Origin of the sequence: Siphonobacter sp. SORGH_AS_0500 (assembly GCF_031453245.1) — a bacterium.
Taxonomy (GTDB): Bacteria; Bacteroidota; Bacteroidia; order Cytophagales; family Spirosomataceae; genus Siphonobacter.
Map to the genome: position 1 here is coordinate 2,724,455 of NZ_JAVIYT010000001.1, position 12,739 is coordinate 2,737,193.

The window sequence follows — 12,739 nt, forward strand, 5'->3', positions numbered from 1 at the left end:
TTCCTGATTAATCTCAGGACTTACATTGATTTCAGCGGCTTTCCGTTTTTTTCTCCATATCAATAGCAATGGGGCTTCCGAAAATATAGAAGAGTTTTTTCCGTAAACCCCTGGCTTTTTTCACGTCGGCAATGATGTCGTTTACTTCGTGAAAATTAATCATTAAGGGATTTGCTTTCTGGCTAATATTGGTTGTGATGCCGTATACCGGAGGTTCGTCTTCGTGCTGGTACGTTCCGAAAATCCGGTCCCAGAAAATAAACGTTGCCCCAAAGTTTTTATCAATATACTTGGGCTGAGAACCATGATGCACCCGGTGATTAGACGGCGTTGCAAAGATGTATTCTACCCAACGCGGCATTTTGCGAATGTACTCCGTATGCACCCAAAACTGGAATAAAACGGCAATCTGGTTTGTCGTAAAGAAGATAATGGGATGGAAACCCAACAGGGCTACGGGCAAAAAGAAAATGGTTTTCAGGTTCTGAATCCAGCTCAATCGGAAAGAAACGCTCAGGTTATAGCGTTCGCCAGAATGATGCACCACGTGCGTAGCCCACCAAAAGCGTTGTTCATGGGAGATGCGGTGAGCCCAGTAACTGCACAAATCAAATATTACGTAACAGGGAATAAACGTCCACCAGTTGAGCGACATCCGCCAAGGTAACTGGTTGTAAATCCATACGACGGCAAACAAAAGACTGAATTTCAGCGTCGCTCCGACTACCAGCGAACCCAGCCCCGTCAGTATCGATCCGATGGTTTCGTGTTTTTCGTAGTACGGGTTCTCCTGAAAATACGAGATGACCATTTCCAGTGCCGTAAAGAAAATCATCACGGGTACCGCCCAGAGAATTAGGTTCGGAGCTGCTTTTTCCAGTTCAGCAAGATTGTCCAGTGGAATCTTAGGTGCCCCAAATAAAGATTGTTGAATAAGTAGAAGTTTTAGTGTAGCAATCATCTGATAGATTGGGTTGGTGAGCAAGAAATCTGTTGATATGCGAACTTACAATTCACTCTCAACAGCTGACCAAAATGCCAGAATATATCATTTATAACCCCTCCTGGTATGGAGTTGTTTACTACTTCACTACATTTATTGTACTTCTATTCGAAACTGATTAATCATTTTACTCCGAATCTTAACGTTACCCATACGTTCAGGATTAAATAGCTATAATGCAGGGAGCAGGCTAAAACCATCCGCACTTCGTACCTCTTCAGAGCCTGTCTAAGAATGACATTTTATATACATCGGGATACTGTAAGTAGGCTTCCTCTACGTTTAATAAAACAGTGATGGGCATTAGTTTACACCCCAATTTGTCTTTCACAGCGAAGCGAAGGAATTCCTACTGATTTTCAATCGATGAAGGTTTCACAAGCCATAATTCGCATGAAGAGCCCATGGCTATAAATGCTACGGGTCTCAGAGAGCTAATAATATTTTTCAAGTATTGCCTTATGCCAATATAATTAAAACCATCTATATTTAGTGCTTAATTGTTCATTGTAACTAGATGAAATAGCCTACGTATCACATACCATATGTCGATTACACTATTTTATATAAGTGTAAAAACTTATTTTTCATCTGCATTAGTACGCACAAAAACTTAAGTACAATTACAAAAAATCCTTATCTGTGATCAGATAAGGATTTTAAGATACTGTCTCTAACTACTGAAGTAAAGAGACTTCCTTATTTATTAGCGGATTATTTAATTCCAGACGTACATTATGTCTGGAATTTTTGTTTTTAATTACTAACTATTCAAAGTTACTTACAAATAAAAAATATTTGAATTATAAATAAAATTTATTTCAGTAGTTGTAAAAATATACTTACCTATTTCAGCTAGTTATACTTAGGCACATCAATCAGACAAATACTTATAGCCCTACTCTATGTATTTTATTAACCCATAATACTTCGTAATTAACTGCATTTTTGATTACTTAAGAGTCCATTTATGTTTTGTATTTCGTAGCTGTGAGTACTATCAAACTGTATTATGAAAAAATTTAAAATAGCGAATAGTGTCTAATAAATAGAAATACTAGTTTCGGCAGGCTTCATTCTGAAATCAGGCACCTAATTTATAATTTTTCTTAATAGTATTAGAAAAGGTCACTCAGCAATCGTTAAGAGTTAATAGGGTGTAAATTATTCCCAGGAGCGGCAGGAATGTGTAGAAAAATAAGAAGTTTAATCTTTAATAGATGATGGGCTGGGCTTTACAACTAGTCTAAGCCCACAAGAATTGATTGTATGGCTTCCCTCTTTTCTGTAATTTTTCGTTACTAGCTCATTGAAGCAAACCCATCACCTGCAATGCTCATCCTGTTATTCCAAATGAGCACATGGGTACCCATTATGATACAATTATCTGATTTTCAGAAAATTTACAACTATTCATTTAGCTTGCTAACGTAGCTACTCAAGAGTATCTGGCCAAACAATTGCCATTCCTGACTCTAACACTCAAGTAATAGTTTTACTGATCATCTTCAAAACATTCTACTCACTAATAACAAATCTTACAGGCAACATAATTTCTGCGAATGGCCTCTGCTTTACTTACTTTCTTTATTCCATGTGTGCACCTACTTAGCCCATGACAAACCCTGTTGTGAAAAGCATAGGCTTTAGGAGATAAGCAAATATAACCCGAATCTGTTTTAGGCGGAGTAACTGATAAAAGTACGGAAAGCCAAAGCGTATACATAAGAGCGGTCAGATTTTATAGGAGCGGACAATGGCAATTTAAAATCTTTACTCCACTATTTATAAACATTTTTCAAATAAACTAGTTAGCTATTATTACTCCCAAAAAAAGGCCTATCCCTACAACCGAAATAGGCCTTTTTTGAAAAATCAATTAAGTCATTACTTGTCTAATTGGGCTTGTCTTATTTAAACGCAAGCGTCCAGTCGTTTACTGTATCAACAATCCTGTTCCATTAAATCAATGGTTATTTTCCAAACAACAGATTGTTCTAAACCGAGAATCATTAACTCAGTTTTCTAGCTGATTCTGTAGTTCGGTTGGTAATTTAGAAAAAAAGTTAAGTCCGGTTAATCCTTCTATTTCCCGCACACTTACCTTGTATTGTTTCCAGTCTGGGAAAATGATATCCTGGTTATTGGGCATATTCACGGCGAATACTTCCACATTATCTTTTGTGATTCGCTGCAGATCGTTTTCTCCAGCGGGCATTAATAACACTACTTTCCAGAATCGGCGAGGTACACTGATTTTTCCATTCGCGATGGATGTAGCCTCGCCCATCGTTCCTTTTCCGCCATCCCCAAAACTTCCGGCATACTGATACGCTTCCCAGCCCGCTTTTACTTGGCTACGGCAATAATCTTCAACGTGTTTCCATACACCCTGCTTTAATGCCGGAGCCTGAGGGATGATGTTAGTTAGTACGAACGTGGTAGAGTTATCACTTTCACTGGCACTGCGGTCCCCCACTGGACACAACTACCCCCGATCAAAGCCCGTATTGTTGTGGGGTAACCCAGCGTAGCCTAAGTAAACAAAACCTTATCCGACTCATCTGGTCTAATGGGCTTGAGACGGCAACTGGTGACGAAGAAACATAGGATAAAGGCCCCTTTTAGAACATTTAATCTATTCATAAGCACGATTTCAATCATTGAGATCTAAAAGGTAGGCTTACCCTTTCTCTATACGTATACAAAAATAGAGCCGCCCTTACAGGATCTACCTTCTTGCGATTTACAATAAACAATGAATGAGTTAGCATGTCTGGCAAGACTTTTGATAGGATTTAGTTATTAATCTCTAGTAACCTCTAAAAGATGAAGCTGACTTTCTATTACGGAATAGTACTGGTAACATTACTACTGCCAGTGGTAACGGTTTACCTGGGCATTCACCTTGCTTCGTGGATCAGCCTTTACGCTTTAGTAGCCGGGAGTTTTTGTCTGATTGTCTATGGCTTGCTCCTTTGGTTTATGAAAGTCTCTTTTCCCGGTAAACGCTGGATGGCTATTTTATCGCTTCTAGCAGGGCTTGGCTGGCTTATGATTGAGCTCTCTATGCTTAGTGGCTGGCGGGACAGCTAACTTCTTTTCAACATCAATCCTTCTTGATCTAAGCTCTGGGTCTGTTTGTGTATTGTAACAGAATCAAAGGCATAAAATTTATTAACAATTATCAATAATTTGCCTTAATATCAGTTACCTACACGTACTCGAATTAGGCTATTTTTTAATGATGAGAACATCCTAGCTTTGTCTTGGTAACAGTGAAAAGGGCACTTGTTCCATTGGATTCAAGCATGCATTAGTCTCTTTATGTTCTCTAGTTAGCTAAATTTGTTTCTCATTATAATAAAGTAGTTTATTCCGATAGAAGTAAACGTCGTTTAACCTTTTAAATCTGATTAGGCTTGCTTTGGTAATCAGAGCAAGCTTTTTTATAATCCTTTCTAATCGTCTTTCTCCATTTTTACTAATGCAGCATTGAGTAAAGGACACTGTTAGTATAATATTCTATCAGGCCATAAGAAGATTAAATAGTTCAATTTTTCGTGATTCTTTGGATAATGTTTTTCTCGAAAACTCCTGTAGATTGAACTTTGAGGTGTTTTTCAAAACCGTTATAGTTGTCCACATAGCGAGCATCTGGTTCTTTTAGACTAATTACCACTCTAGTTTCAGAATTACTTAGGGGGGTAAGTTTTGTTTCGAATACACCCATGACTATACTAGGAGAATAGACCGGATCTCTTTCTATTACTACGTAAGCAACACTACTCAATAATTTCCGCTTTTGTTCAAAAGTATATCGTCTGTAAAATGTTGTAAATCAAGTAGATATAATACATTTTTCTTTATCAATTAAATTCGTTGGTAAACCACTTATATAATACTCTTCTAAAGTCCTCTCAAATACATTAATGAAGGGAAAGGAAACAACTGTATCTATCGGAAACTTTGGATAATTACCTTTAAACGTTAGAAGTGATACAGGTATGTCTTGCCCTTTGGTGCAGAGTGGCAAGAGAAAAGAGTAAATAATAGCTTACACATGATACGTAAATACTTGATTAAGGTGGAATTAATAAATTCGGGCAGAAGGACTGAATAGTGGAGATTAGACATATGAGTTAGGTTAATTCTTTATGCTCAATGATAGTAAAAATCATTAAAGGTAAAACTAACTATTCATTCTTAACGAAAGTTTCCCTATGCTGGTAACTTGCAAAGATATGGTTAGGTACCAATCAATCTTTGGATGCCAAATAGCGTTAGGCTTTCTGTTTTTCAGGTGACCTAAATAACAGAAATTTTTTCTACTTTTCGCTGCATTACTACCGTTAGCTAAATCGTTGAAAATTAGTTAACGTATAAAGAGGCGTTAGATTAAAAAGGGCTTAAATTGGGCTACCACTAATCCAACCCGCCCTAATGAATGCTTGTCACTTACCTCTAACTATTGCCTATCATCTACCCGCACTCAAAGCCGAACAACTCTCCATCATTGATGCCCTGGCCGATGAATACATCCTTATTAACTTAGAAGACCATACGACGCCCCTTCAACAGGCCGTTAGTTTTCTGGCCCCTGACTTCCTGCTGATTCAACCCCCTCAGCTTTCGCTCTACCAATGCACCTTTGGCCTGCTTCAGCAAATCCGGGCAACCCCCAAACTGGCAACGAAGTGTATCGTGTTTCTCTCCTCGGAGGGTAATCATCAGCTATTTAATTCCCTGGATTTGAGTGGTCTTTTACCCACAAGCTTTTCTCTCCAGGATTTGCGTTCCTGTTTACAGCAACTCCAGCAAGGCCTCCGCTATGTCTCGATTACCCTAACAACCCTGGATAACTGTTCGGAGACGTTAAATTACCTGGCTAAACTTACCTCCCGTGAACGGGAAGTAATAGGCCTTATTGGTTGGGGGGAATCCAATCAGGAGATAGCCAGCAAGCTCTCCATCAGTGTGAAAACAGTTGAAAACCACAAGCTTCGCATTGTTCAGAAATTATCCCTCCCATCAGCCCGTAAGCTTCGACAGATCGCTGTCAAAATTCTAGACCGCATTGGCTAGAGGATTTCCCCTACCTGGCTTACAAAATCCATGGTTTTCCCCTATTGCATTCGGAGTACGTTGCAGTCACCTTTGTTCAGCAGATTGATCTGATAAATCGCCCGTAAAGAATGGCCACTGAACGGGTATTTATAACTACTCAATGAATCGAAACATGTATACGAATCAACCATTGCGAAAAGGACTCTATGCGATTCTGGCAGGGCTGCTTACGCTACCCATTAGCTGTAACAGAGAACAGAATGACACGCCTACTCCCGCCATTTCTAAACCGTCTGGTGCCAGATTTAGCCAGGGTGGGCAGTGCACAAGCCTCACCTTCGGAAAAGATTTGGGTATCTGGAGCGTCGTACCTAATAGCCGTTTCCAGGTTATTGTTGCCGGAGATGGCGACCGTCAATTTGTAGGACAAATCTTACCCGAGCCTGAATTTGGTTCACGCTTTCTCATTCGAGGTGGCCAGTTTATTGCACGGGGTGATTTTAGTCCAACTTCCGTGGCACAAGGGGCTAGCGGCTGCTTTGAACCAGGGCCGGATGGAAATGGCTGGTTTGTTCCGGGCTTCAGCGTCAATGATCTGGGCTCTAGCTTTGAGCAAGTGAGTGCGAATGACGGCTCGCCGGCGTACCGCGTTAAAGACCGTTTTCAAGGCGTGACCGATGTTTTCTCTACCAAAGCGTATCTGGGAGTATGGACCGTAAACAATACCCCGTTAGAAGCCCGAAGAATACCTGGCATTGGGTTGGTGGTTGCCCAGAATGTTACGAATGCGGATTCTCGCTCCCAGGGTCGTGATATGTTTATGATTCGGGGTAGAAACATTCTTCAACGCGGTGATGTAAACGTATCCAATGCCCTGGACCGGGGCCGCACCGAGGCTTTTGCCGGGGCCCAAACAGGTCTGAGTGGACTGCTCCCACCTTTTAGCAATCTTACCATCACTGGCTACGAGCGTCTCCCCGCAGCAAATGGTGCAGACGAGGCCTATCGACGATTACCCTAACTTATTTGATTAGAATCTCAAAAGGCTCAACGTTCTTTTTCTAAACCCATACAAGCCCGATAATTGCCGGGCTTGTATGATTTAAACTCCTATAATCAGTTTTCATTTGACCTTATTTAGCTTTCAAGCCTATCCTATATTCTTGCACTGCAAGAGTATCCCCCTTCGCTACTTTAGCTATATAGGCTTCGTCAAATTCATTTAATCTGCTTAAAGCATTACCCCATCCTCCTTTTCTTTTATATAAATAGTTTATTCTAGGCATTTCCATTTGATTGTAGTCTCCATATGCTGAATAAACCTCTCTAATTAAATATAAGGAACCATGTATAGGCATATAGGTTACATTATCAATAATGAATTTGTGCTTTAAAATCTCATTTATTGGAGAGGTTTGTGACTGAATAGTGTGACTTGGGCTAATGATGACAAACTCATTCCCTTTCTTAATAACAGAACGCTTAGGATTTGTACGGGCATCAAACGTACCAATTACGACTGAATCCTGGTGGGTGAAGGTGATAAGTGTATCCTTCGTAATTTTTATTTTATCATTCTCAAAATAGCTGCTATGTTTTGTATACTTCCCAAATCCCGTATAGGTCGAATCCTCTATGAAAGTATTAATAATTGCCTGATCGGTAATTTCTTTGCCGTCCGTAAAAAGTCTGATTGGTGTTTTTGCTTTAAAATAATCCGTTACCATATAGTGAGGAAACGAAATCATTTCTTTTCGGTCTTTGCTACAAGACCAGAAAACTAATAAGGTAAAAGCCATTAACACAAGTGATACTTTCTTCATACAGGTTAGGTTATAAAAGGGGTTAATTCTCAATCTTATCCTGAACAGACTGTGGAAGCTCTGAAAAGAAACCCAGGCCTGTCGTTCGCTCTAGTTCACGTACCGTTACCTGCCATTTTCGCCAGCTTGTCCCGGCTACGTCCTGGGAGTTAGGCATGTTCACCGCAATTACTTCCACTTTCTCAGTGCCCACTCTGGAAACATCATTATCGCCCTGCGGCATAATCAGGATCACTTTCCAACAACGGTTCGGTACACTCACTTTTCCGCTAGCAATAGTATTTGCTGAGCCGTTCGATCCTTTACCTCCTTCTCCGTATCCACCGGCATAGATATACGCTTCAGAGCCCAGTTTCACTTTCGTCCGACAATAGTCCTCTAAATCGCTCCAGATGCCCCGGTTCAGGCTGGGAGCCTGCGGAATCATATTGCTCATGACAAATGTAGAGGAGTTGTCACTTGCCGTCGCCGTACGGTCGCCCGAGGGACACAAATGCCCCCGGTCAAACCCACTATTGGTATAGTCTGTAGGTTTGATCATCGTAAAGTTACGCGGTAAGTCCTCATCGGGCCTGAAATCATCCTGACGATCCGCAGAACCTAAATCACTGGTTTGAAGATGCCAGCCAACCCAGCGGGCAATACCCTTCCGCGGCTGATAGGAAAGCACGTATTGAGGCTTAACTAACAGATACTCCGAACCGTCGGCTGAGGCGTTGCCGGTAGTGAGTGATGGATAACCCAGAATCGCCTGCGTGGAAAGCTTGGACGAGGGCTTAGATGGGTTAACTACGGTCTTGCGTCCACAGGATGCAACAAGCAGTATAAGGGCAATAGTGGCGGTGAATGAGTAAGATTTACTCAATGTTTTTAGTGGCGGTAACATGTACTAATGATCTATCGGGCGGAACTTACGGGTACTGAATTAATCCTTACTTTTCCGATCTTCTATACTTCTGAATGAGAACGCATAGAAAACGGAGCCAGTATTATCGGCAAAACTATATCAAAATCTTCAATAGTAAAGGTTAAAAGATTGCGTGCTGAGTGTAAACAGATTATTACCACTTTACATGGATTCCCAAAGGCACACGGAAAGAAAGCAACCTGGAGACGTGGGAATAGATTATCGGATTCCTACACGTGCATCCCGGCAGGACTTCAAGTTTTCCCGATTATATCTCAAGTAAAACCGACTACGGAATAACGGTCTACTTTGTTATTTGCCAGCAAAAAACACGCAATGCAGGTAATCTAAGAAATTCAACAGCATGAAGAGCGGCTACGGCTGGCCATGATCCAAAGCAATGTAGCGATGCTGGATGCTTTAGTCTCGGATGATGTGATTGTAACTGATCCAGCTGGCTACCTACTTACTAAAGCCGATGATCTGGCCGCCCATCAATCCGGGCAGTTACGAATAGAAAGTATCACTCCGCAGGAGGTCAAGATTAAAGTTCTGCTCGAAACGGCTATTGTTTTTGCTTTAATGAAATTGAAAGTCTGGGTGGCTGAAGTCGCTATTGAAGGTCTGTTCCGCTATACCCGGGTTTGGCATTACTCAGAAAATCGCTGGCAGATTGTTGCCGCTCATATCAGCCAGGCAGAGGAGAACTAGCTTATGATTGAAAAAGCTACGGGCTTTCTTTGCATGATGCATGCCAAATACGTAACTGAGTCCTTTTTGTCCAAGACAAGAAATTCTTAGGTTCATGACTCCGCATTTGGAATTATCCGCGTTCAAGCTACCTAATTTCCATCAGAGCTTATAAGGACAGTTTTTAGTCACAAATGCAGAAATCCCGAGATTTCAGAGATGCTTACTCATGAATAATAGTGACCACGTGCTTACTAAACTAAGGATTATTTGATAGAGCTAAGCTTCTGCTGAATTGGTTCTAGGCTTAGAGATCTTTCCAATACTATTCCGTTTTTATCGAGTAAGAGGTACGTAGGAAAAGCATTGACGTTGTACCCTTCATTCACTTCTCCTTTATCGGCTTTTAACTCTGAAACCTGTACCCAGTCTAGCTTATGAGTACGAATAGTCTTTAACCATTGAGGTTTATCAGATTCATATTCAGCGGCAATTCCTATAATCACCAGCTTATCCATATATTGGCTTTGTAACTGCTTTAACTTAGGAAATGATTTAATGCAAGGCCCACACCAATGTCCCCAAAAATCTAAAAGGACATATTTACCCCGATAGTTGTTCAGATCAACTGCTCGTCCTGCCGTATCTGGAAGCGTGAAGTTTAGAGCTTCTTTTCCTACAACTGGTTGTTTCTTTAGGAGTTCTAACCGTTTAGCTACTTGCTTACCCTGATCACTATCTTGTACCGCAGCAGATAATGACTTTAAAATATTCTCATACTGATCAATCGTAGTGTCATCAGTAATGGTTTGCCAATACAGTAAATAGGCACTATGAATAGAAGAAGGGTTTTTAAGGATGAAATCCAGTATATCTTTATTTCTTTGCTGCTCCAGTTTTGCCCTTTCTGAGCCGGATGCTGTTTTAAACTTTTCGTCATAAACCCATTCTATTGATTCTTCGTAGCGACTGAGAACTGTATTATCTGGACCACCTTTAAAAATAAGCTTGTAAGGAGTTTCAATCGATCCAGAAACCGTTACGGGTACTTCATCATAGTAAAAAGCAGTGTATCTGGGAGAAGTAATTCGAAGATGAATACGTCCATCATCACTGGGTTTAGCTAAATAGCTAAAATGATCTTGTTTAGCAAACACAGTATCCAGCTGGTATTTACCTTTTTGCTTATAACCAAAAATGACGGGTCGATTACCCAGGCCCTTGATATTACCTGTCACTTTTCCCGGCTGAGCAATTAATGAGTTGGTAAACAGAGCAAATAGCATTGTGGGGAAGAGTATATATTTAGATTTCATATGAAATGAGATACCTGGTTTAATAAGTTGTTCTGTGAATAGAATAGCCTAATCCCTAGGAAGGCAATTTAATCATAAATCTCCTATTTAAGACGCCAGCCTCGGTATTCAGCCGACCCCGTTTTGAATTATTCAGTAATGAAGTGCACTTTCTTCGGTTACTTTTGGTGACAAAGAATCGTAGTATAAGATTTGTTTTTCTGCTAAGTTTTCTAGCCCTGCTAACTGATTATCAAAATCAGTCTGGTAACGACTTCCAAAGGCTCTTATATAGCTCAGAGTGACAAACCATTATGGAATTTAAAAAACCTAAGCGTATATAGCCCGTCCCATGATCCATTTCTTGGATTCCCGGCAGCTAAACAGAATCATGGAATAGACCTTCTTCATCGGTCAGACTTACCAAGCATCTGAAGACAGCCTTTCAAAATAAGTTATATGATCAGCTAATCTTGCTAGAGACGTACCAACCGGAGAGCGAATAAATTATCAAAAACTGACGCTATTCAAACGCAGTCTTAAGGTTCAATCTTTCTCCTTTTCACGAGTCTCTGGGACATGGAAACGATCGGATAAACCCGTATCCTATACAGAAAAAGATTTTAGCCAAGGGATAGATAAAGCGTACATTCAACAGGCAGAAGTCAAATCGCCAGACAGATTTCAGGGATTAACCCATATCGTAGACTCTAGCGTTCAGATGTCAAAATAATTAATGATTTGAAGGTATATTCATTACGTAATTTATGATGAAATAGGTAAAATAATAGGTTAGCAATGCATCAATATCTTGACATGAAGTTTTAGTCAACCTATATTAATTAGAGGCTTCTGAATTATCTTCGCTTTCCCGTTATCAACTTATCTTATCTAACACACTAGTGAAACAATTTTTACTCTCTGCTGGTCTTATGCTGGCTACCGTATCCGCTTATGCCCAATTGGGTGTAGGTACCTCTACGCCCAAGGCTCAACTCGACGTAACCGCCAGTAATCCGTCTACGCCTTCAAACACTGATGGTCTGCTTATTCCACGAGTTAGTGCTTTCCCTGCTACTAACCCAACGGCTGAGCAAAATGGAATGATGGTGTTTTTAACGACAGCATCTGGCAACAAACTTCCCGGCTTCTATTACTGGAATGAAAGTTCTAAAGCCTGGAAATCCATTTATAGCTCAAGCGAAACGTTAAAGTTTTACTATCCTTTTTCTACCCAGTCGCTGGGAGAAAATAAAGCACTTTCTATTTATAATTCCTCTACGGCAACGTTGTCGACTAAACCTAGATTTGGGTTAACCGTATTAGGAGAGATTACTCCCCATCAAATTAGTAATGGAACAACTATAACAGGTGCTGTTTTAACCCTGGTAAGAGGTGCTGTCAATAACCCAACCATTACTTACCCCTGTTATGCCTATGCCGCTATTTACCGTCAGACTTATGGAGGGCGTGAACCCATTGGAATATTAGAATTTGAAATTTCTCAACCCCAAGGCCCTAATGCAGCCATTAATTCACAGGGAGTTTTTGATAAGGTAATTTTGGATACAGGATTCAGAAATGCAGATGGTCAATATAAAGCTACCCAGCTTTGGGCTAGAAAGGATTTGACCTTGGGTACCTTTTCTAAAGATATTATCCCTGTTATCCCAGGCTCTTTTATTGGAATCGAGTTGTTAAATCCACAAGACTCGAATGGGAACGCTATTTTTAGAATGAGTGATGCCATGGGTAGTATTCTATTTGCGAGTAACCGACCTTTCAATCAGGTGCTTTCAGGGTATGAAAACGTGTCACTCTCTGTGATAGTAGAATAAACAGAATGCTATAAAAAGAATAAAGGCTGCAAACATACACCCGTTTGTAGCCTTTATTCTTTTTACAGCATTTTATATACTTACTAAGCCCCTCCAGAAACCTAACTTACTTATAA

The 12,739-nt window shown here is 40.4% G+C and carries 10 protein-coding genes; 5 read left to right on the forward strand and 5 right to left on the reverse strand.

Going from position 1 to position 12,739, the window contains the following annotated elements; genetic code table 11:
* Positions 1-31 precede the first annotated feature (31 nt).
* Both QE357_RS11565 and QE357_RS11570 read right to left on the reverse strand, forming a co-directional pair.
* Positions 32-961 carry a sterol desaturase family protein gene (locus QE357_RS11565; protein WP_309707566.1) on the reverse strand — a complete coding sequence of 310 codons (930 nt, stop codon included), beginning with the start codon at positions 959-961 and terminating at the stop codon, positions 32-34.
* Positions 962-3,020: 2,059 nt separating this feature from the next.
* On the reverse strand, positions 3,021-3,482 hold the full coding sequence (locus tag QE357_RS11570) for a DNA/RNA non-specific endonuclease (RefSeq protein ID WP_198555094.1): 462 nt from the start codon (positions 3,480-3,482) through the stop codon (positions 3,021-3,023).
* A 350-nt stretch (positions 3,483-3,832) separates the two neighbouring features.
* Between QE357_RS11570 and QE357_RS11575 the strand changes: the two genes are divergently transcribed.
* The 3 genes from QE357_RS11575 to QE357_RS11585 all read left to right on the forward strand — a co-directional run bounded on the left by QE357_RS11575 (position 3,833) and on the right by QE357_RS11585 (position 7,091).
* Positions 3,833-4,099 (forward strand): hypothetical protein, encoded by a 267-nt coding sequence (locus QE357_RS11575; RefSeq protein ID WP_309707570.1) that lies wholly within the window; start codon positions 3,833-3,835, stop codon positions 4,097-4,099.
* A gap of 1,347 nt (positions 4,100-5,446) precedes the next feature.
* Positions 5,447-6,088, forward strand: a complete 642-nt coding sequence (locus tag QE357_RS11580; protein ID WP_106634684.1) for a LuxR C-terminal-related transcriptional regulator — start codon at positions 5,447-5,449, stop codon at positions 6,086-6,088.
* 142 nt (positions 6,089-6,230) lie between these two features.
* Entirely contained in the window at positions 6,231-7,091 is an 861-nt protein-coding gene (locus QE357_RS11585) for a hypothetical protein (RefSeq protein WP_309707572.1), read from the forward strand.
* 112 nt (positions 7,092-7,203) lie between these two features.
* On the opposite strand, the gene QE357_RS11590 is transcribed toward QE357_RS11585, so the two are convergent.
* Entirely contained in the window at positions 7,204-7,893 is a 690-nt protein-coding gene (locus tag QE357_RS11590) for a hypothetical protein (RefSeq protein ID WP_309707574.1), read from the reverse strand.
* Between the two features lie 22 nt (positions 7,894-7,915).
* Positions 7,916-8,758 carry a DNA/RNA non-specific endonuclease gene (locus QE357_RS11595; protein ID WP_309707576.1) on the reverse strand — a complete coding sequence of 281 codons (843 nt, stop codon included), beginning with the start codon at positions 8,756-8,758 and terminating at the stop codon, positions 7,916-7,918.
* Positions 8,759-9,154: 396 nt separating this feature from the next.
* On the opposite strand from QE357_RS11595, the gene QE357_RS11600 reads away from it, so the two are divergent.
* The gene (locus QE357_RS11600; RefSeq protein ID WP_309711366.1) at positions 9,155-9,511 is read left to right on the forward strand and encodes a nuclear transport factor 2 family protein; all 357 of its coding nucleotides are present in this window, start codon (positions 9,155-9,157) and stop codon (positions 9,509-9,511) included.
* A gap of 245 nt (positions 9,512-9,756) precedes the next feature.
* Here the strand turns inward: QE357_RS11600 and QE357_RS11605 are convergent, their stop codons facing one another.
* Complete coding sequence (locus QE357_RS11605) at positions 9,757-10,776, reverse strand: TlpA disulfide reductase family protein (RefSeq protein ID WP_309707578.1); 1,020 nt, start codon at positions 10,774-10,776, stop codon at positions 9,757-9,759.
* A 911-nt stretch (positions 10,777-11,687) separates the two neighbouring features.
* On the opposite strand from QE357_RS11605, the gene QE357_RS11610 reads away from it, so the two are divergent.
* Positions 11,688-12,623: a hypothetical protein gene (locus tag QE357_RS11610; RefSeq protein WP_309707580.1), complete on the forward strand. Its 936-nt coding sequence runs from the start codon at positions 11,688-11,690 to the stop codon at positions 12,621-12,623.
* Positions 12,624-12,739 lie beyond the last annotated feature (116 nt).